The following is a 21,652-nucleotide window of genomic DNA, read 5'->3' on the forward strand; positions in this document are numbered from 1 at the left end:
ATCCCTGCCGATTTAAGTAACTAATTAGGAAATAAATACAATGTTTCAGAGTCTAGAAATCATACTGGGACTAATAAAACCGCAAATGTGGTTTTTGCAAATTCCAGCAGATACTTCTCAAATTTCACCCACGCAAGTTTCGCTAGCTACTTCCGAACCTCGATTTTTTGTAACTTTAATTGCTGGTGTGATTCTGGCTTTTGCTATTCAGTTGGTTTTAACTAATCTCTCAGTGGCTGCTGGTATTTCCTATTTAGGACATACTTCTGATTCAGATTCGGGTCATGGAGGAAGTAGTGTTGGTGGTACAATCCGTAAAATCGGTACTGCTGTCGGGTTATGGACTGTAATCACTGTGACGATCGCACTTGCTGTTGCCTGTTTTTTGGCTGTTAAACTGAGTTTGTTGGTACTTAGTCCAGCTTTGGGTGCGATTTTAGGTTTGGTAATTTGGGGTGCTTATTTTTTGCTGTTGGTGTGGGTAAGTTCGACTACGGTGGGTTCTTTGATTGGGAATGTGGTGAATACTGCGACTTCGGGTTTCCAGGCAATTATGGGAACAGCTACCGCAGCAATTGGTGCTAAAGCTTTAAATAATCAAGTGGTTGCGACTGCGGAAGCTGCTGCTGCGGCATTGCGTCGGGAATTAGGGAGTGGGATTGACCCTAGTAGCATTCGAGATAATGTGGAAGATTATTTGGAAAAGCTACGTCCGCAGCAACTAGATTTAAAGAAGATGCGGACTGAGTTTGAGAATATATTTAATGACCCTCAACTTAAAGCTGTTGTTGGTAGTGCTGATTTGCATAGTCAAATCAATCGCGATCGCTTTGTGAGTTTGGTGAGTGATCGCACGGATTTATCGAAACGTGATGTTAATCGGATTGCGGATACATTATATAGTACTTGGCAGCAAGTTGTTAATCAACAATCCCATCAACAATCGGGACAAGACCGGATGGGTGAGTTAATTGATTATCTCCGGAATTTAAAGCCGGGGGAAACGAAGACTGATGAACTCAATGGGAAATTAGAGCGGTTGATTTCCGAAATGGGAGATTCTAGAGGTGTGACTGGGGGGAATGCGATCGCGACTAATACTCCTGGTTTAATTCAAAGCAGTTTGCAACAGGGAATTTCAGCTCTCACTGGTATTGTATTGGGTAAGACGGATTTATCTGACTTTGATGTTGAAAAAATTCTGGGTACTTTAACTCAAGCAAAGGATAAAGTTACTGAACAAGCTTATAAGTTAGGAATTCCTACGGGTACTTTAACTTCGACACAACCCTATAGTGTTATTCGTGCTGATGTCGAAAATTATTTGCTCAATGCCCACTCTTGGCAGCTAAATCGCGAAAAAATCTCTCAAGAATTTCCTGATGTCATTTTCGATCCCGCAGCTGATCCAGGAAAGGTACGTCAAGAACTTGAACGGCTTTCTCCGCCAGATTTTACCAATATTCTCCAACAACGTGGATTATTTACACTTGATGAAATTCAACGCATCACTGACCAACTTGAGGCAATCCGTCAAGAGGTTTTGCTAACTACCATTGCTGCCCAAGAGCGGGAAATTAACAAGGATTTACAGCTTCGGGTTGAAAGCTATTTATTGGTTACTCCTAAATCCTTACTAACTGAGGAAGGAATCCAGAAAAATTTTAAACCTTTGTTGGAGAACCAAGAAGCAGATTACGAAACTCTCGCACGACGGTTAGCTATATTTGAACGTCAGGAAATGCGGGATGTATTACTTGGACGTAACGACATTCAACCGGAAGAAGTTGACGCTATTCTTGATCGCTTGGAACAACAACGCGATCGCGTTTTACTTGAGTCGAAAGGTTTGGCTGAACAGGCAAAATACCAAGCTGAGACGTTGTGGTTGAATTTAGAATCCTATCTGCGGAATACAGGTAAAGCTGAACTCAACCCCGATGGGATTCGTGCTGATATCAAACGGTTACTCGATGATCCTCAAGCTGGAATCACCGCAATTCAAGCTAGATTATCTCGTTTTGATCGGGATACTTTAGTTAAATTACTCAGCCAACGTCAAGATTTGAGCGAAGAAACAGCGAATCAAATTCTCGATGTTGTCGAGCATTCCTGGTATAACTTCAAAAACTCACCTCAAGCTGTAGTCGATAAAGCAAAGGAACAATACGATACAGTCACAACCACACTTGCTGACTATTTGCGGAACACTGGTCAAGAAGAATTAAACCCCGAAGCGATTCAAAAGGATTTAAATCGACTTTTCCAGAATCCCAGGGAAGGAGTAATTGCTCTACGTCGTCGTTTATCCCAATTCGATCGAGATACATTAGTTAAATTATTGAGTCAGCGAAAAGATTTAAACGAAGAACAAGTCAATCAAATCATTAACTCGGTACAAAGCTCAATTTACAATATCATCCAAACACCCCGTAGAGTCGCAGTTCGTACCCAGGAAAGAGTCCAAACCTTCCAAGCATATTTACAAGAGTATTTACGGGGAACTGGCAAAGAAGAATTGAACCCAGAAGGAATTAAACGTGATATTAATCTCCTTCTACACGACCCCAGAGTCGGAATGGAAAGCTTGAACGAACGACTTTCCCACTTCGACCGAAACACAATTATCGCCCTGCTGAAAATTCGCGAAGATATTACCGACACCGAAGCCGAGCAAATCGCAGATAACATCATCTCAGTACGGGAACAGTTTGTCGAGCAAGTTCGTAACATCCAACGACGGGTTCAATACGCAATTGATGGAGTTTTCACCCAGATTCGTAATTACCTCAACTCCTTAGACCGTCCCGAATTGAATTACGACGACATTCGCCGCGAAGTTCGTCAATTATTCGATGACCCCCAAGCTGGTTTTGATGCTTTACGCGATCGCCTTTATTCCTTCAACCGCGAAACCCTGGTTGCGATTGTTAGTTCCCGTGAGGATATTTCCCCCGATGATGCGAATCGACTCATCGACCAGATTGAAGGCGCACGGAATAATGTTCTCCAAAGGGCAGAACGCATTCAACAGGAAGCACAGCGACGTTTAGAAGAAGTCAAACACCAAGCCCAACGACAAGCCGAAGAAACCCGCAAAGCTGCTGCTAGTGCCGCTTGGTGGTTGTTCATAACTGCTGTTGTTTCGGGAATTTTTGCTGCGATCGCTGGTGCTGTTGCGGTTGTCTAGGAAAGGTAGCAGGGAAATAAAATATCCTAATTATCATTTGTAGGGGTTGGGTATCCCAGCCCTTATATATTGGGACTATTTATTTCTTGGTGTTCTTTCTGAAATTCCCGCTTGGAAAACATTACTGCTCATCGTTCATAATCCAATATTCGATTCTTACACCAAATTTAGCAGAGGTTTCGTAAAACATTTCCTAAAAGGTTCTAATTCCTATTTTTTATTTGTATCTTTACCATAAATCGGGAGTCATTTATATCTTTTCTGGTCATACATCAGCTAATTTTATAGAATTCCGAATCTAGCTTGCTTTTTATGAATTACAAAAATTTACTTTTCAATTTACACTTTGTTACATTCTCCATCTTATTGACATACTTCTCAACTATTTACGAATTGACAAGGGTTTCAAACCAAGGTATAGTAATTTAGTCTCTTCAGCGACCTGTGTCAATTTTTAAGAAACGCCTATTTTAGGTAAGCTGTAATGCTTGATATATCGTATAAAAAACTTGTAAATTAACGTATCTCAATAATTTGATGATTTTATCAACGTAAATATTTGTATCAAAAAATCGGTAAAATTTACTCAACTTAACAATCAAATTTGACATTTTTAACCTGATGTGAAGTCAAAAAAATGGTCAACTAAATTTTAACCATCTGAGAATTCTAGTGATTTTCCTTTGCACGTAATACACACGTAAGACAAATTAGGGAAAATAAGCGTTTACTCCTACGTAATAGAATAAAATAGGGTAAGAGTTTACCCCTACAGGAATCTGGAACGCTGATTATATTTAACTTTCGGACAACGCATAATTAAATTCGGTCTATTTATAGGAATATACGTTGCGTAAAACTCAGTCCCTTTAGGGCTGATATATAAGCTACACGGGCGATTTTCATGTTGAGATAAAGCGATTCAAACTAAATTTGTACGAATCCAATTTAAAATTAACGGATTTACCTCAACAGGACTTTCATCGTGGGGACAATGACCAACATTATCTAGATTGAGTATTTCTAATTTAGTATTGTACTGGGCGAACATCGGAGCTAATGAAGGTGGGACAAACCTGTCTTTATTACCCCAAATCAATAACATCGGTACATCTAAATGGGGAAGGATAGCTTTGACACTGGGACTAAAATTTGCTCCAATACTAGCTTTGAATAGAGCCGTAAAAGCACGTACCGAACCCCTATCCTGTGCCGGAACAGCAAATATATCGACGAGTTCGTCAGTGATAGCTTCCGGATTTGCATATGCGATCGCAGCCCAACGACGCAAGACTCCTGGTTGTCGCAAAAAGTAAAAGAGGGGTTTGAGGAATAATGGTGAAGCGACGAAATTCTTGATTGTGAGTACAGCAGGACGCAAAAATGGGGGTATGGCTTCTTGTTCTAAGGATGGATCGGGTAAACTCATCATCACTAATCCTCGTACCATTTCGGGATGGGAGAAAGCTGCTGTCAGGGAAACCAAGGAACCGAGGGAATTTCCAATAATAACTACTGGTTTACGAATGAATGTTTTCCAAAAGTCGTATACTTGTTCTGCCCATAGATGAACGCTGTAATTCACTGGGGCTTTTTCAGATGCACCCCACCCCAACATGTCCAATGCATAAACTGTATGATGTTCGCTAAACACTTCGAGATTGTGTCGCCAATGTCCAATCGAAGCGCCAAAACCATGCAATAAGATTATTGGGATTGTATCTGTATCTTCATTCAGAATATTTTGATTCCGAATATAGGTGTAGCGAGTTTTCCACCCTCGCCAAACCCAATCCCTTTGATTTCCAACCCTTTCCTGCCACTCTAAAATCATTATTTTCCTAATAAATCTAAAATTTGCCCATCTAAGCCATAGCTATAATTTTTACCGATATTTTATTTTAACTAATTCGCCGCTTCTACCACTTTCGTACTTAATGTTATCTGTATAAATAAAGTCAATTATTAATTATGTATTTGAAAAATGGAAATTCATTTTAATGAAAAGGAGTCAGAATACCCCAAGCAGTCAAGTCAGGGGTTTCAAGCAAGGAACAAATTGTTTATCTCCACGATTGAAATCGGGGGCTTTTAACCACGATTCATCTGCCACTCGTACAGAATTCTGACTTCTGACTTCTGACTTCTGAATTCTTCTTCGGTAAATTATTGTAACAATTGAGTTTCATCTAACATGGCTACATATTTTGTCTCAGTATTCTTATCTGCAAATACCTTTTGAATGTACCTCATTATCAGATACTAGAGTTATTTGTTTAGATTTAGTTTTATAAAGTACAAATGCTTCAGTATTCTTACTGATTAAATATCAGAAAGAGGATAGTAATACTTGTTACAATTATTAAATAATGTCACTGTTGTGTAATTTAGATTAACGATTTGGCAGAAAAAATCTGAGAGTGATTAGAATAGTAGGTAAGAGCGATCGCAATATTTATTTTGTAGATTAGCTATCTGAGATTTAGCTGAAGCTTTACTGAAGCGGATGGCTAAGGATTTAGAGCTAGTGGGTGAGATGGAAATTTTTTCCGAAACAATCGGTACGGAATGCGATCGCACTTATCTGTCCGAGGAAATAATCAAGAAACCGAATATGATGGTTTTTAGAGACTAGCTGAATTAAATAATGTACCATTAAACTATTGAGAAGAAAGAGTTTTCTCGCTTGAAGGGTCATCATAGCTTTTCTAGCTAGTCCTTAATCTCTCTGAATAGATAATCGAGAAACAGAATAAATCGATCCAATTTTAAGTAGTAAGTCCAAAAATTTAACCCTAACTAAGAGTTTACACCAATAAGAATGCCTGTGATTGAGAAAAAACGAAGCCGCGACCTACCCCAAATCAACGAACGTATTCGCTTTCCGGCGATTAGGCTCATTGATTCCGATAAAACCCAGTTGGGGATTATGCCTCCCCAAGAAGCGCTAAGTATCGCTGAGGAGAAAGGTCTGGATTTGGTGCTGCTGACTGATAAGGCTGACCCTCCGGTTTGTCAAATTATCAACTATGGGAAATATAAATACGAACAAGAGAAGAAAGCGCGAGAAGATCGCAAAGGGCAAAAAACCCAAGATGTGAAAGAAGTTAAGATGCGTTACAAAATAGAAGAACATGACTATAATGTGCGTGTCAAGAATGCCGAGCGGTTTTTGAACGATAACGATAAGGTAAAAATTACTGTCATGTTCCGGGGTAGGGAAATTCAACATAGCCATTTGGCAGAAATTCTGCTGAAACGAATGGCTGCTGATTTGGAGCCTTTTGGTGAGGTGCAGCAGGCACCTAAGAAGGAAGGACGGAATATGATGATGCTGATTGCACCAAAGAAATAAGATTTGGTAATTTCAATAAAGACGACCCATAGGGTCGTCTTTATTTGTTAAAGGTTTACCTAAGTAACCAATAACAAGAAATTTAGTAAAAAATGATATTCCTGAGCGCTAAGTGGGAAAAATAATACTCAGTTGCTCAGGATTTTTTATGGCTAGGTGATGGGGAATTTGGAGTTAGGAGTTAATAATTTCCACCTTTTCCCTCTTCCTTACCTTTTCTTCCTTTGCTTCTTGGATCGGGTGACTACACCAGAAAGTACAGTGGCATGGAAATAAAAAATAACTGGTTGGGTTTATATAAAGGCGTTTTTGCGCGATTACTGCAATGGGTAAATCTTCGTCCAGAGGAGAGCGATCGCACTTGGTTGATGTTTGCTTTTTACACTACTACTTCTGTGGGGTTGAGGTGGACTGAGGATAGTACGGTGGCTTTGTTTCTGGATAAATATGGAGCGAATTGGCTGCCTTTTATTTATATTGCCAGTTCCTTCATGGGAACCCTGTTGGTTTTTTTTTACTCCTGGTTGCAAAAGGTTTTGCCGTTGCGTTGGGTAGTAGCTGCACTTGCTCCTTGTATGTTTATTCCGTTGTTCTTGCTGCGTTTGGGTTTAGAAGTGCCTGGGTTGGCTGTGGGGGTGGTATTTCTGTTGCGGTTATGGGTTGATGCGTTTTATGTTCTTAATGACCTAAATACTTCAATTGCGGCGAATCAAGTTTTTAATATCCGCGAAATTAAGCGTACTTATCCAATTGTCAGTAGTGGGTTGCTAGTGGCGGATATTATCAGTGGTTTTAGTTTGCCGTTGTTGGTGATGTTTGTTGGATTGAAGAATATTATTATTCCGATTTCGGCAATTTTCATTATTTTAGGTGCGGGGATTTTGCGTTATCTGAGTCATCGTTACAAATCTGCTTTCCCTGATAATTCCGTTAGACAAGCTGCGATCGCACAAATTAAAGCTAGACCAGTTTTGTCTGGTCAGTTAAAGAAATATTCCCTATTGTTGTTTGCTTTTTTTGGACTATTACAAATTATTGGTGTATTAATCGATTTTCAATATCTTACCCAAATCGAGATTAACTATAGCGATACGGAAATAGCTAGTTTTTTGGGGATATTTGGTGGGATTACTGGATTATGCGAACTTTTAATGCAGTTGTTTGTCTCCAGTCGAGTTTTAGAAAAATTTGGAGTTTTTTTTACATCGGCTAGTTTACCGATTTGCATTGCGATTTTATTACCCTCATCGATTGTACTGCTGGGTTTGTTACCCATTACCCAGGGACATAGCTTTTTTTGGGGTTTGGTGATTATGAAATTTATCGATGAATTGCTGCGTTATACCTTTGTTGTCAGTGGCAATCCGTTGTTGTTTCAACCTATACCCGATAAATTCCGCAGCTCTGTACAAACTTTGTCTGGAGGAATTGCTGAAGCTTGGGGTACTGGGATTGCGGGTATTATTGTTTTGATGACTATATGGATTGGGACATTAGGGATTCCCATACCTTTTGATAAAAATTGGGTATTAATTATAGAGACAACAATTGTCGCTATTTTATGTTTGGGAATACTTTGGGTATTGCGATCGCGTTATGTTGATTTACTAGTTTTAAGTGCGGGAAGGGGACAACTCACTGGTTTGGATGTGGATGTGCGAACTTTCAAACAAGCTGTCGCGAAAACTTTGAGGGAAAGTGGTTCGACTGCTGATAAAAGCTCTTGTATTGATTTGCTTACCGAAATCGATCCCCCAGGAGCTGCCGAAATTCTTGCTCCGTTATTAACTAAGCTACCTCCAGAATTACAAACTTCTAGTTTGGAGGCAATGCTGACAGCAGGGGCAAATTCTATCTATTTACCTGATGTTAAACCCTTGCTGCAACTCCCAAAAACAGAAATTACACCGGAAGTTTTTGCACTGGCTTTGCGTTATGTCTGGCTTGCGGAGGAAAATCCGAATTTAACTAAGCTTGAACAATTCCTTCACATGGAACAACATTCGCTGATTCGTGCCACTGCGGCAACATTACTGCTGCGTCAAGGAACAACTCAACAAAAAGTCGCTGCTACCCGAACTTTGAAAACAATGCTTACCCATTCCCAAGAGCAGGAACGGATAAATGCACTCAGAGCATTAAGTGGATCTGTTTATTTGCAAACCTTGCGGTTGTTAATTCCCAGTTTGTTGCAGGATAAATCGTTACGGGTTCGTTGTGCTGTTTTGGAGATGATTGCAGCGACACATTTAGAAGATTATTACTCGGCACTTGTAGCTGGTTTGTATTATAAATCAACTCGTTCCACTGCTATACGGTCGATTGTTAAACTCGAAAATGAAGCATTACCAATGCTTTTAGAGATAGCGACAAATCGTTATAAACCGGAGGTAGTAAGGGCTTATACATGGAGAGCGATTGGTCAAATTCCCACATTAGAGGCAATTGATGTGTTGTGGGAAAATTTAGAAACATCCCAGGGTACAAATCGCGATCGCATTTTACGCTGTTTGTTAAAACGCAGGCAACAGGATGGGATTTCTAGCTTGTTGGATAAATCCTATGAGGTGACGGTAGAAAGATTAATTGAGGAAGAATTGAAATTTTTAGGCGAAATTTATGCAGGTTATGTTGACTTCAAAACACAAGGGGAAGTGTATGCTAATTATTTAGAGTATAAAAATCGCAATTTTACTGAAAGCAGTTTAGAGAGTCAGAAGGTAACGTCGATTTGTCAGTTATTACAAAAAGCTCTACTGGATTTAGAAATTGACACCAAAGAACGCTTGTTACTGCTTCTGAGGTTGCTGTATTCCCACGATAAAATCCAAGCAGCCAAATTTAACCTCCTATCGGCATCAGCAGCAAATCTAGCACGAGGCTTAGAAATTCTCGAACATACAATCACATTGCCCAATAAATCCCTACTACTTGATATTCTAGACCAGCGTGAACCCCAAGAAAAATTACAAATTCTCGTAGATGCCAAAATTATCAAGTACGAACAAATGATAATTAGCGATCGCACTCGTCAATTACTAAAAGAGGAAAATTCCCTTTCCGATTGGTGCTTGGCATGTTGTTTCCACTTTGCCGCGATCGCACGGATTGGTTTGACTATTCCCCAAATTACCAATAATTTGCGCCATCCCACAAGTTTCGTCCGCGAAGCTGCCATCTCCTATTTGAGTATAGCTTCCCGTGGAGTTCTAATTGAATTACTACCCCAATTACAAAAAGACCCACATCCACTAATCGCATCACTGGTAAAAGAATTAACTAACAGAATCTAAGTAAAAACTTTTAACTATTATCCACTACCAAAAATGTTAACCAGCGTTGACCGTTTATTATTTGTGCGTCGTGTCCCCATATTCCAAGAACTACGGGACGATTTTATAGTCCGTCTTGCCTCCGTCATGGATGAACTGACATTTCCTAATAATCATGCCATGTTTCGACAAGGAGAAGAAGGGCGATCGCTTTATGTTGTAATTTCAGGTCGCATCAAAATTCATGTCGCCGATCGACAGTTAGCAGTTTTCTCCAAAGGTGAATCCTTCGGTGAAATGGCAATCTTCGACACTCAACCACGTTCTGCTACCGCTACAACCCTCGAACCATGCGAATGTTTGGAATTAACCCAAGAACAACTCTACGACGCAATTGAAGAAACACCCGAAATTTCCCTGAATATTATCCGTACTCTCTCCCGTCGTATCCGTAATTTAAATCAGTTAATTAATGAGTTTGGAACAAATGAATAGTGCATTGCTTTTATCCACAGTAGGGGAACCCACGGTTGTTTGCCCTTAAAATATCTTGGACAAAACCTTACTCTTAAAATATTTCAAACAAAACCTTAGAGACTTCCAAAAAATAAAATCTCAAAATCATATACTACTTCCCAACACTATCATGCGAAGGGTGGGGAGACCTTTCAGGTAAGCGCAAAGCGCAGGCTTCGCCAACGCCACTTTGACGAAGAGAAGTTGCGTGCGCGGGTTCCCCGCGTTGAGCAAACTTCGGGGACGGAAACCGACACCGCCAAGTGGACTCACCCCACCCCTACAATGAAAGGAGGATTTATTTCTTGGTGTTCCCTCAGCGTTGCTTGTTCTGCTCCAAAAGTGCCCAGGTTTTTAACTTGATAATTACCTGTACCATCTTTTTCCCAAATCACAGCCGTATTTACAAACTTGTCATTGAGAGTGCGATCGCTATCTACATAACCGACAATCTGACCATGATTATTGATACTCCGTGCAGTACCCCCATCACCACCAGATGCTGCGAGTTCCTTGACCACCATTCGAGTACTTGTGTGTAGACTGTAGCCTTGTAAAGGGGGGATTAAGAAGGTAATTCTGGGATGCAAAGGGAATTGTAGTCTTGGTAAGGATTTAAGGTTTCTGCACTGGTGTGACTGGCTTTGAGGGTTTATATTCAGGAGTTAGTGACTTGAGATGGGAGTTGTATGGATCAAACTTCTTTTCTTGACTAACTCGCAAGAATGACACTGGGTAAGAAACCACAATGAGCATAAATGCACCCAGCATCAAAAAGATGTATTTGTGCATATCTTGCGATCGCGTTGATTTCGTCTGCATGGCTTTTGCTTTTTAATTAGGTTAATGGTAGATAAGGAAAAATGGGATGCCAAGACATAACAGTGGCTGCAATGAATAAGACAAACATCCAGAAAAATATTGTGCGTGATTTAATCTGTTTGTTTTTCCACAACTGAGATAGAACTAGCCAACTACTTAACCATCCAATCAGTAGCATGGTTTCTTTCCCTGAATAGCTACCGATGTTTCCCCAGAGTTTACTGGGGTTATGACTGCCAGGTATCCAACTCCCAAGAGTCCAGAGCAAATTCTCTACTGTTTTAGACTTATCTCCATCAGAAAAATGATGGGAAATCATCATTGTGACGCAACCAATCCCAGCGCTGATTAATGCTGCGGCTGCAGAACCTGATGTAGTCGGAGGATTTTTTGAACCTTCCGCTAAACCACTTGGGAAAGATTTGAGTTGATTCCAAGTTCGACTATAGAAAGGTTCTGATGTCTGTTCTTTTAGAGGTGATATTTGTCTTGCCATTTTTTGAGTGGTTAATTCTTAATTGCTAATGGTTAATTCCTAAGACAACCCGGTGGGTTGTCTCTACACCTAATTCCTTCCTAACCCCTACAAAGCATGAATTTTGGCAATTCCGAGTCCAGTGACTAAACCACCCATTGCAAAGAACATCATTGCCATCAATGCAACACAGCTTGCTGCCAATACTGGACGGTTTTCTTTTTCTAAAATTGAGTCCCCATATTTCCACAAAATCCAAGTGCAAGCAACTCCAATTGGCAGGGTAAATAAGACGCTAAATTCGTGATATTCCATTAAAACGTACTGTCCTAATGGTGTATTTTCTTTCAACCAAGCACGGGCACCACCAAATTCTATACCTGCCCGGTAGCGCATGTATGCAAGGTTGCCTGTAGCTATCCCCAGAAATGCGATCGCACTAGACCAAAATGTCAGGGTACGCATTTGCGGTAATATCTTGCCTACACCCCGCAGTAAGGGAAACGCTAGATGTCCTGTGTAGACTGCAACTACTGTCGCTAGTAATGAGCCAAAGCCATGAATCGTTCCGAGCGATCGCTGCCAAGGGCTAGGATGCAACAGGTTAAAGAATGGCAAGAACAAAAATAAGGCTGCGGACAGAATACTCAAGCCGTATACGCTAATTTTGGCGATGTCAAGCTGTCTAGGAAACGTACTTGAACTACTATCGGTATATTCTTCTTGTATCACGGGTAATTCTCCAGCAGCTAAAGTCAAGATTTGAATACTTATTAAGAAATATTTGTATTAGTTTTAGTTCATATAACCATGCAAATATTCCTCAAAATTGAGATAAATAGTCAACTATTTGCGAGATATGGCAAATAAAATTTGTCGCTTTGCAAATTACGGCAAAATCAACCCAATATTTCAATTAATTCACTATTCGCGTTACTGCTTGCTTCAATAAATTACATCCCAGAAAATTACTGTAATATAACTGCTATGCATGACAACCTTCACGACTAAGCCGCAAGAAGTGGAGAAAATGCGATAACTTCATTTGAGCTTTGCTAACGCACGACTATTTCCTAAGTGAGGTATTAGATTGCCCTAAGTACTTACAATACTGATAATATATTCGAATAAGCTTGTTGTTAATTAATATCATTAATATTAAAAGTATTTCTTAATATTGTTCCAATATAAGGGTGTATTATCAGGTTATTTGCAGGTGATAATAGTTACGAAAATAATACTCATTACTTAAAGGGCTTCCCAAAAATAAATTATCCAACAACAAAAAGACGCGCGGGGAATACCAGCACGTCTACAAATTGTGTTCGATTATAGGAATCCCGACAATTAGCGGAATTTGCCAGGATTAAGACGAGAGCCAGTTTGATTTTTTCCTGGCTGACGGCGAATACTAACTCCATTTCTGAGACTGTTGCCAGTACCTCTATCCGCTTTATCTAGGAAAGGTTTGAGGCTTATCGGTGCTTTTGAAGAGGAGCGATTGCTTCTACCTGTGACGGTGTTATAAATTTGTTCAACTTCATTACCACCTCTGCTACGACTGGTATATGTGTTGACAGCAGAGGTTTGCTCACCATTGTCTGCTGCTGCGAGGTTTTGGAAGACGCTGTTACGGACAATGTAAGCGTCTTTTTCTGGGGGAACAGTGAAAACAATGCGACAAGCTGGGTTAGCTTCAGTGGTGACGCAAACGATATTTTGTCCATTTGCAAAACCTGTTTGCAATTCGAGTAAACCATCGCGACGATAGGATTCTAAACGTTGAGCGATCGTATTACAGCGACGTATCATATCCCAACCACCACCCATACTGCGGGGATTAGCCCAAGCAAATCCTTGTCCGGGTCGGCTTTGGGGTTGATACATTACAGTATACTGACCGTTGTTATCTTGCTGGCATCCAAACCGCGCATTCCCATCAGATGAAGAAACTCCGGATGGATATCTGTTGCCAGAGGATACTGTGGAGTCGGTAGAACCACGATTTGAACCGCCATTTGATGTTGTGGGTACTACCACATCGTCGCCGTTTCTGGAGGTATACTGGGCATGGGCGACAGAATTACCCAACAAAGATAGACCAAGGCTGGCGAATAGTAGTAAATTAATTGGGCGCATAGAAAGCGATCGCATAAATTATCCTCTCTGGGATATCACTAGGAAGTCGATACTTGTTGTGACGGATTATTTTCTATTTTGATTCTGGTTTTTTGAATTTGGTAGGGGCAAACGGCTGTTTGCCCTCGTGATATTGATATTTACCGTAATAAACGGATTGGACGAACAACCGATATTTCAATTGGGCGAACAACCGTACTCCGAAACGGAGAAGCAAGCTACGCCCCTACGGGGATTGGACTAATATTTTAATGGGACGAACAATCGTTTGTCTTTTTCAGGAATACCATTATTTCTTAGGTTGTTCGGGTTTCTTCTCTTCAGGGCATTTTTTCTTATCTTCACGACATTCTTTAGCAACTTTAATTATTGCTTTGGCTTTTTCGCGCATTTCTTGGTGCTTGGCGACTCCTTCGTAAGCATAGCGGTTGTAACCTCCACGGGAAATTAAATTTTCAAGATAACTTACCCGTTCCTTGCCTCCTGGATGGGATGATGCCCAGGTTGGAGGAGCGTTTTTCTGCTGCTGTTTGAGTGTCACCATCAGGTTTCTCAATCCATCGGCTGCATATCCTGATGCTACAAGAATGCGAGTACCTAATACGTCGGCTTGTCGCTCCATATCCCGACTATAGCTGAGTCCAAACAATTGTCCAATGGTTCCCCCTAAGGGTAAATACTGAGTTACGTTAGAAATCAAATTACCTTGAGTGACTAATTGAAAACCATGTGACAGCACCACATGGGATAGTTCATGTCCAATTAATCCAGCAAGTTCGGCTTCAGACTTGGCTTTTTCAATTGCACCAGCGTTAATAAATACTTTACCACCAGGAAGAGCAAAAGCATTTAAATCGGCTTCGGGAATGACAAAAAACTCGTATTTAAATTCGTTACGTCCACCAACTTTAGCGAGTTTCTGCCCGATATCATTAACATAGGCATTAAGTTGTTCGTCTTTACCTAAATCAAGTTGTTTTCTCGCTTGTTTCGCTACCGATTCACCAATAGATTCTTCACCTTGTAATAGTAAGATGGTGGAATCCAATGCGGAGAATGGTCCAAGTAGACTACCAGTGACAGCATAACCCAAAGCTCCCGTGATAATATTTGCGATCGCATTGCCGCGAATCTCTCCTCTGATGTAGGATTTATAGCGTTTGAGGTTCTCTTCTGCTAGTTTGGTAAATTCTGGTGCGAGGGAGTCGTTTTGATTCAGCATGGCATATTGACGGGCTGCTAGGGAAGCTTCCATAAACTTCTTCTCATCAGCTAAAGCTGTCACCCTCGCCTTAACTAAATCTGGTTGATTGGGGTATAATCCGGTTCCCCGTTCTAATACCTGTAACGCTTCTTTCGTGCGATCGCGTTTTTTTAGTTCTTCTGCGTATTTGATATGTCCCGGTATAAATTCGGGAACTTGCTGTACTAATAATTCTAAAGGTACTAAGGTTCGGGTTTCTAAATTAGCAATAATTCCTGCTTCTGCTTCTCGCCAGTATACTTTACCTGCTGGGGTTAACTGTGATGCATCACTAATTGCAGGTTTGCGCTGTTCGCTATTGTTATCAGTATTATTACTGGTAGTGGCTTGTTTAAAAGGTTCTTTTGCTTCGCGGTAAATTTTCTCAGCTTCGGCAATATTTCCTGCCAAATATAGTTTATCACCCTCTATCAATTTTTGTTGACGGGCGATTTCCTCAGGTGTCGGAACAGGTTCTTCGGCTTTTTCATCGGGTTTTTTATTATTAGTATTAACATCAGGTTTCTTAATATCTTCGTTTACAGGAGCTTTATTTGATTCTTCTGGCTTTTTAGTATCTTTTGATTTGATTATTTTTAAATCACTTGATGTCTTGAGAATTGCTTTTTCTGGTTTACTGTTTTTTTGCGTATCATAAATTGATGTAAAAGCATCCTGGGGATTTGTTTCTGTAAAAACCGGATTAAAAGTGTTTTCCTGGGAAGGAAATTCAGCAGATGAGACAGATGGTTGCTGTGCTGGGGAAATCAAAGGTTGTGTGAGAATAATGAAAATAGATGTTCCAAACGAGAGTAAAAACCAGCTAACAGTTAAAAATGCGGGTTTCCAACGTCTTCCATTCATAGAGATATTTCCTCTACACTCATACTATTTTTACACTTTATGCCGATAAAGGTATCTTTGCTCATTTCCTACAAAAATTTTATATGAAGTTTGGTTTATATCAAGTTTAGAAAGAGAAAATAGGGAAAAAGATATATTTTTGTTGAAGTTATTATGGTTGAAGTCGTTAGGGGGAAAGATAAATTAGTGTTTTCTAGATTGAGCATAATGGATTTAGCAAATGTAGTTACAGCAGTTTCTTTAGAAAATATCGGCAATCAACCAAAGTCGAAGATATGGACAAAATTAGTCTCGTCTAGAAATAAAGATAAGGGTTGGGAATATAGCAATGTCAATTTTTATTTTTCACGTATTTTTCTTTTAAATTGGAAGCGGACATATCAAGAAAATGCCTGTCAGCCAAAAGCTGGAGATTTGATTATCTTAAGACAATATGGATGTGTGAGTCATATTGTCAAAATCATGAATGACATACTCTATGATGACGAAATGTATGGAGAGCATGAGTATAATATTTCGCGTTTAGTTCAATTAGTTTGGATTACAGATTGGAATCGATTAACAACAAATAAAGAGTTTTTTGGATGCAAAATTACCTTTTCACGAAATGGTAAAGTTTATTCAATGAAAAAATTTAGTTGTTTTCAAGATTTTCCATAAAATTTATCTCAAATCCTCACTGAGTATGGAAAACATTTACCTGTACTTATGCAAAAAAGTATTATTTAACCAATATGAAAAAGCTTTTATTTATATGCAGTCAAAATAAATTACGAAGTCCAACAGCAGAGGCAATCTTCTCTGAATATGAAGATTTGGAAGCTGAATCTGCGGGTTTAAATAATGATGCGGAAGTAGCTATTTCTATCGAAGCAATTAAATGGGCTGATATTATTTTTGTGATGGAACAAGTTCATCGTCGTAAATTATCTCAGAAATTTCAGCCATTTCTCAAGGGAAAGCGGGTTATTTGTTTGGATATTCGCGATGAATATGAATATATGGATGCTGATTTGATTCAAGTTTTGAAAAGTAAGGTATTGCCGATTTTAGGAATTTATTAAGTTCATTGATACATAAAAATGCTACACAAATTCAAGCGAAGAATTCTCATATTTTTATTTACAGTCTTATTATTAATGATTGCCTATCGATACATTTATGTATTAACCGGAAATATTTGTACAGGAGAATACCGCAAGTCACCTAATGCAGTATATCAAGCTGATGTAATGGATTGTTATAGCGAAAGTTTTTTTGGGCAAAAAAAGCAATGGTTTGAGTTTAAAGTCATAGGGAATAATCAAACTCAAAAATTTACTACTAGTCCAATTACTAAGATATTTTTTGGTTCACGTGCTGGAAATCAAGTAATTTATTGGCAACCTGATTCCTCAGCAGTGAAATTTGTGTTCCCGGAAATGGAAATTAGGGTTAAGGTACAGAAATAAAATATGGATTTGTTTCAAAATCTTTTAATTTCGCATTACTGCATCCAATAACTTATTTGCTCCAAATCTAACTACATCTGTACAAGGTAAACCTGTCTTATCCTCAACCTTGATAATCTCCTCTTTTGCTGTCACTTCATCTAAAGTACTAGTGTTTAAAGATATCGCTACAACTGGTACATTTGCGAATGCTCCAGCACCACGCGCGACTATCTCGTACATCGCTATAACATCGGTCAATGGAGGTATTTGCACACCTTCCATCACCTCAGTTTGCCCAGCCCGATGTACCAAAACCATTTGTGTCGGCTGGGAACCTCGTATTAAAGGTAACGTTGCTGTCGATGCTGGATGCAATAACGAACCTTGTCCTTCAATGTGTAAAATGTCATAATTCTTCCCATACCGCAGCACCATCGCTTCCACTGCCCCTGCTGCGTAGTCTACACGGATGGCATCCAAGGGTACACCATCACCTTCTAACATTAAACCAGTTTGTCCTGTCGCTAAAAACTTAGAACGCCATCCCTTTAAACGTGATGCATGATGTAACTCTAAGCTAGTGGACATTTTCCCCACTGACATATCAGTACCTACCGTCAACACACGACGACAATTAAGACTACGTGCTAGTGCTTTTGCGATTCCTATATTTGCTGGTTCCTTACGCACATCCCAAATTACCTGTTCCGGTTTGACGAGGAGCGATCGCAATTCTGGTATACTCGCTAAAGGTGTATGCAAACCATTGACAATCGACATTCCCGATTTCAAGGCATCCTTGATTTCGTGCCAGTAATCATCTGGTAATGTACCACCTTTGGGTGCAATCCCAATTACCAAAACTTGGGGTTGAAATTTCATCGCTTCCATAAACGATGACACAATTGGCACATTGCGCTTGATTCCCGTTAGTTCTGTTAGAGATTTTCCCCCACATTCTCGATCGATTACTGCAACAATTGGAGCTTCGCTGTAACGTAATAGCGATAACCCTGTTTTGCCAGATTTACCTTCAATACCCCCGTGTAAGAGGATTGCAACCCTTTGATTAAGCGCTAACCGCACGATATTCTACCCCTAAACCTGGTAAGTCATTTGGACACAAACATCCCTCGTGCAGAATTGCTCCACAAAAGGGGTCATTAATTAGATTAAGATGACTGTCTAAATCTAGATAGTCTGCGAGTGGAGAAAGTTGTGCTGCTGCTGTATTGGTTAATACACTATCCGAGTAGCAACCAAACATTACTTGTAAACCACACGCACGGGCTGTATGTATCATCCGCATGGCTTCGGTTAAACCACCGGATTTCATTAGCTTGATATTAACACCATCTACGTAATTTCTGAGTTTGGGAATATCAATACTATGAAAGCAACTTTCGTCAACAAATATTGGTAATGGTTGCTGTTGTTTTAATTCTAATAATTCTGTTTCCCGTCCTTTTGCTAAGGGTTGTTCGATATATTTGATACCCATTCCCCCCAACCAATTACCCATTTTTATCGCATCAGCAAGACTCCAACCACCATTGGCATCAACAAACACCTCCTGTACTGATGCTTCTTCTATCACAGCTAAAAACATTTTTTTGTCAGCTTCGATACCTTCTGGACTTCCGAGTTTCACCTTCAATACTTTAATGTCAGCATATTCCAGCCATTTTCGCACACGTTGTTTTGCAGCCTCAGGGGTATTAATGCCAATTGTGACAGAAGTTGGTGCGATCGCATTTTTATTTAATCCCCACATTTGCCATAGGGGTAAACCAACCCGCTTTCCCAACCAATCATGCAAAGCGATATCAATGGCGGCTTGTGTGGAGGAGGGGAGATTTGCTTTAATTAAAATTTGCTCTATTTCTTGCCTTTGAGATGGGTGAAATTTTTCTAAGGTAGGGGCAATTTTTTGTAAAGATTCTTGGATTATTTCTGTAGTCTGTGGGTTTCCCCCAGCACTAAATGGTGATGCTTCCCCCCAACCTTCGATACCATCTTCGGAAATTTTCACCCATACATTGGTTGTTTGTGTCGTTGTTCCGTAACTAATGGTTAATGGAAATCGTTTTTTGACAGTAAATAGTTCAACATCTATTTGCATTTTTAGGTTGCAGGTATTTTTTTGAGCAGCACTTGGATTAGCATTGTTATCCTACCTTTTTCTACCACCATTTTTTTAATCCGAAAAGTAAAATCTTCTAACTTTAAATAAGGTAATTGCATTAAGTCTTCAATTTTTTGCATAAATGCTGCAATTAAATCGAGTGAGAACCCTTCACCTTCGGTGCAAACAAACCTTTCGATAATAATTGGTTTTTCTTCACTACGGGGATGTACAACTGCTTCAAAACCGATGAGACTGGTATTATGTTGTTGTATTTGTACTTTTCCGGTAACTTTTAATTTACCGTTTTCAGGAAAATAGATTTGGATAGATTCTAGTTTTAAAGCTGTAATATTGCCATTAACATTTAAGTCAAGTTTGGAAAATTTTTGACGAAATAGAGTAGAATTAGCTGCTTGATTAATATCAGCTTCAGTAAACACCACACGAGCATTTGCATTCACTGGATGATTGAGTTCTACTTTGCCAAAAATTGCGCTCAGGGGATTAATTTCGACATTATCAGTTTGTAATTCTAGTTTTTCTACGCGAACATCCTGCATTACTAAACCTTCTCCTTCCAAGGAAATTCCTTCTGCTTGCCCTTGAAAAAGTTTAAATAAATCGGTTTGAATATCTATATTAATTTCTTCGACATTATCAAGCTGATTACTTACTGTTGTTTCGATTGCTTGGGATAATAATTGTTCTTCTATCTTTTTTTCATTAGACATGATTTCTTATTTCCTAAATTTACTTATGCAGATTTATACACCCGACTTTTTTAAAGTCGAGAATATGGGGATTACTATTGCTTAATTTAAATGTTAGAGAAACAAACTAAATCTGTACTTGGGTATATTTATGTTTTTTGGGTGATTTTCATTGACACTCCACCATCAGGAACAATTGTAATACCACGACGTAGTGGTTTTGCTGGACGACTATTAACTAATTCAAGTTGAAATTTCGATAAAATACTTGCTAAAACTAGCTTCATCTCATACATTGAAAAAGCTGAACCAATGCATCCTCGATAACCAGCTCCAAAGGGTAAATATTCAGTTGGAGAATATTTTTGATTTAAGAATCGTTCGGGGAGAAAATTTTCTGGTTCTCTGTATACTTGACTGCGACGATGTGCAAGATAAATACAGGGAACGAAAATAGTTCCAGATGCATATTCATAACCCGATATTTCTAATTGTTCTTTTGCCATTCGTGGTGTACAAATTAAAGCGATGGGATGAATTCGCATTGTTTCTTGACAGACAGCAGAGAGATATGGCATCTGGGTAATTTCTGCTGGTTGGGGATTCTTTCCTAAACAATTTAATTCACCAATAATTTTTTCTTTGACTTGTGGATGGGAGTGAATTAAATAAAACAACCAAGATAAAACACCTGCGGTTGTTTCATAACCTAATAGCAAAAGGGAAATTAATTGGTCTTTTAATTCAGCATCGTTCATTCCTTGCCCATTTTCATCTTTTGCTGACATTAATAGGCTGAGAATATCAGTTCGCAAAATATCATTTGCCAATCGTCTTTCGGCAATTTCTGCATATACTAATTCATCAATTTGTTGCTTTCTCTGGAGATAATTCCCCCAAAGACTCCATCTACCCCAATCTTGCTGCAATGGGGGGAAAAAGAACAAGCTAGAATACAAAGGTGTTGTAATATCATCGAGTAACTTGCTGAGTAATTTTTTCAATTTTTGATATCGTTCACCAGGAGTAATTCCAAATACCACTTGGAGAATAATTTGTAATGTAATATCTGGCATTACTTCCTGCATAGAAATAATTTTTCCCACTTGCCAATCTTTTGTAACCTCTTGGGTAATTTGGCAAATAGTATCACCATAAGACTTCATTCTATCCCCGTGAAAAGTCGGCATTAATAAACTGCGATCGCGGTTATGTTTTTGCCTTTCTTGGAGAACGATAGAATTATCACCAAATATTGGTTTGAATACGTGAGTTGCTTTTTTAAAATCTAATTTTTGTGCAGGAATTGCAAAGCATTCTGCTATCGCTTCGGGATTACTAAAAAAGACAACTGGTGGTGAGTTTATTCCCAATACTCGCATTGTAAATATATCGCCATAATTCTTGGCACAATTGTCAAGAAATTTGGTGGGGTTAGCAATTAATTGCAGCGTTTGGATTAAAGATTTCATTAACAGCAATAAAAATAAATTATCCGTAGTAAG

Annotated in this window: 19 protein-coding genes; 8 read left to right on the forward strand and 11 right to left on the reverse strand. The window is 39.3% G+C overall.

All coding sequences use genetic code 11. The features are described 5' to 3' along the window. Nucleotides 1-40: 40 nt before the first annotated feature. Complete coding sequence (locus CK510_RS01595; protein WP_095720015.1) at nucleotides 41-3,190, forward strand: hypothetical protein; 3,150 nt, start codon at nucleotides 41-43, stop codon at nucleotides 3,188-3,190. Nucleotides 3,191-4,112: 922 nt separating this feature from the next. On the opposite strand, the gene CK510_RS01600 is transcribed toward CK510_RS01595, so the two are convergent. After that, nucleotides 4,113-5,024 (reverse strand): alpha/beta fold hydrolase, encoded by a 912-nt coding sequence (locus CK510_RS01600; RefSeq protein ID WP_095720016.1) that lies wholly within the window; start codon nucleotides 5,022-5,024, stop codon nucleotides 4,113-4,115. A gap of 672 nt (nucleotides 5,025-5,696) precedes the next feature. On the opposite strand from CK510_RS01600, the gene CK510_RS33835 reads away from it, so the two are divergent. The 4 genes from CK510_RS33835 (at nucleotide 5,697) to CK510_RS01615 (ending at nucleotide 10,312) form a co-directional block, all read left to right on the forward strand. Then, nucleotides 5,697-5,825: a hypothetical protein gene (locus CK510_RS33835; protein ID WP_281256973.1), complete on the forward strand. Its 129-nt coding sequence runs from the start codon at nucleotides 5,697-5,699 to the stop codon at nucleotides 5,823-5,825. Between the two features lie 186 nt (nucleotides 5,826-6,011). Beyond that, the gene (gene infC / locus CK510_RS01605; RefSeq protein ID WP_095720017.1) at nucleotides 6,012-6,545 is read left to right on the forward strand and encodes a translation initiation factor IF-3; all 534 of its coding nucleotides are present in this window, start codon (nucleotides 6,012-6,014) and stop codon (nucleotides 6,543-6,545) included. 266 nt (nucleotides 6,546-6,811) lie between these two features. Then, nucleotides 6,812-9,838, forward strand: coding sequence for an MFS transporter (locus CK510_RS01610; RefSeq protein WP_095720018.1), 3,027 nt, complete (start codon nucleotides 6,812-6,814; stop codon nucleotides 9,836-9,838). A gap of 33 nt (nucleotides 9,839-9,871) precedes the next feature. Further along, a complete protein-coding gene (locus CK510_RS01615; RefSeq protein ID WP_095720019.1) occupies nucleotides 9,872-10,312 on the forward strand; it encodes a Crp/Fnr family transcriptional regulator in 441 nt (146 codons plus the stop codon). A gap of 290 nt (nucleotides 10,313-10,602) precedes the next feature. Here the strand turns inward: CK510_RS01615 and CK510_RS01620 are convergent, their stop codons facing one another. The 6 genes from CK510_RS01620 to CK510_RS01640 all read right to left on the reverse strand — a co-directional run bounded on the left by CK510_RS01620 (nucleotide 10,603) and on the right by CK510_RS01640 (nucleotide 15,876). Beyond that, entirely contained in the window at nucleotides 10,603-10,857 is a 255-nt protein-coding gene (locus tag CK510_RS01620; RefSeq protein WP_095720020.1) for a hypothetical protein, read from the reverse strand. A gap of 91 nt (nucleotides 10,858-10,948) precedes the next feature. Further along, the gene (locus CK510_RS30780; RefSeq protein WP_143289186.1) at nucleotides 10,949-11,155 is read right to left on the reverse strand and encodes a hypothetical protein; all 207 of its coding nucleotides are present in this window, start codon (nucleotides 11,153-11,155) and stop codon (nucleotides 10,949-10,951) included. A gap of 16 nt (nucleotides 11,156-11,171) precedes the next feature. Then, entirely contained in the window at nucleotides 11,172-11,651 is a 480-nt protein-coding gene (locus CK510_RS01625; RefSeq protein WP_095720021.1) for a hypothetical protein, read from the reverse strand. Between the two features lie 87 nt (nucleotides 11,652-11,738). Continuing rightward, a complete protein-coding gene (locus CK510_RS01630; protein WP_245911802.1) occupies nucleotides 11,739-12,389 on the reverse strand; it encodes a hypothetical protein in 651 nt (216 codons plus the stop codon). A 588-nt stretch (nucleotides 12,390-12,977) separates the two neighbouring features. Then, the gene (locus CK510_RS01635; protein ID WP_211293060.1) at nucleotides 12,978-13,784 is read right to left on the reverse strand and encodes a COP23 domain-containing protein; all 807 of its coding nucleotides are present in this window, start codon (nucleotides 13,782-13,784) and stop codon (nucleotides 12,978-12,980) included. A gap of 274 nt (nucleotides 13,785-14,058) precedes the next feature. Further along, nucleotides 14,059-15,876: a M48 family metallopeptidase gene (locus CK510_RS01640; protein ID WP_245911803.1), complete on the reverse strand. Its 1,818-nt coding sequence runs from the start codon at nucleotides 15,874-15,876 to the stop codon at nucleotides 14,059-14,061. 153 nt (nucleotides 15,877-16,029) lie between these two features. Here CK510_RS01640 and CK510_RS01645 point away from each other — a divergent pair, with 153 nt between their 5' ends. The 3 genes from CK510_RS01645 to CK510_RS01655 all read left to right on the forward strand — a co-directional run bounded on the left by CK510_RS01645 (nucleotide 16,030) and on the right by CK510_RS01655 (nucleotide 17,327). Next, nucleotides 16,030-16,536 carry a hypothetical protein gene (locus CK510_RS01645; protein WP_095720023.1) on the forward strand — a complete coding sequence of 169 codons (507 nt, stop codon included), beginning with the start codon at nucleotides 16,030-16,032 and terminating at the stop codon, nucleotides 16,534-16,536. A gap of 74 nt (nucleotides 16,537-16,610) precedes the next feature. After that, nucleotides 16,611-16,940, forward strand: a complete 330-nt coding sequence (locus CK510_RS01650) for a low molecular weight protein tyrosine phosphatase family protein (protein ID WP_095720024.1) — start codon at nucleotides 16,611-16,613, stop codon at nucleotides 16,938-16,940. A gap of 18 nt (nucleotides 16,941-16,958) precedes the next feature. Continuing rightward, the gene (locus tag CK510_RS01655) at nucleotides 16,959-17,327 is read left to right on the forward strand and encodes a hypothetical protein (protein ID WP_143289188.1); all 369 of its coding nucleotides are present in this window, start codon (nucleotides 16,959-16,961) and stop codon (nucleotides 17,325-17,327) included. 24 nt (nucleotides 17,328-17,351) lie between these two features. Here the strand turns inward: CK510_RS01655 and CK510_RS01660 are convergent, their stop codons facing one another. The 4 genes from CK510_RS01660 to CK510_RS01675 all read right to left on the reverse strand — a co-directional run bounded on the left by CK510_RS01660 (nucleotide 17,352) and on the right by CK510_RS01675 (nucleotide 21,619). Further along, nucleotides 17,352-18,395, reverse strand: coding sequence for an N-acetyltransferase DgcN family protein (locus CK510_RS01660; RefSeq protein WP_095720026.1), 1,044 nt, complete (start codon nucleotides 18,393-18,395; stop codon nucleotides 17,352-17,354). Next, on the reverse strand, nucleotides 18,379-19,431 hold the full coding sequence (locus CK510_RS01665) for a dipeptide epimerase (protein ID WP_095720027.1): 1,053 nt from the start codon (nucleotides 19,429-19,431) through the stop codon (nucleotides 18,379-18,381). The genes CK510_RS01660 and CK510_RS01665 overlap by 17 nt, the downstream gene beginning before the upstream one ends. 2 nt (nucleotides 19,432-19,433) lie before the next feature. Next, nucleotides 19,434-20,168: an LmeA family phospholipid-binding protein gene (locus CK510_RS01670; RefSeq protein WP_095720028.1), complete on the reverse strand. Its 735-nt coding sequence runs from the start codon at nucleotides 20,166-20,168 to the stop codon at nucleotides 19,434-19,436. A gap of 128 nt (nucleotides 20,169-20,296) precedes the next feature. Beyond that, nucleotides 20,297-21,619 carry a cytochrome P450 gene (locus tag CK510_RS01675; protein WP_095720029.1) on the reverse strand — a complete coding sequence of 441 codons (1,323 nt, stop codon included), beginning with the start codon at nucleotides 21,617-21,619 and terminating at the stop codon, nucleotides 20,297-20,299. Nucleotides 21,620-21,652: the final 33 nt, after the last annotated feature.

Source organism: Brunnivagina elsteri CCALA 953 (assembly GCF_002289455.1).
Classification (GTDB): domain Bacteria; phylum Cyanobacteriota; class Cyanobacteriia; order Cyanobacteriales; family Nostocaceae; genus Brunnivagina; species Brunnivagina elsteri.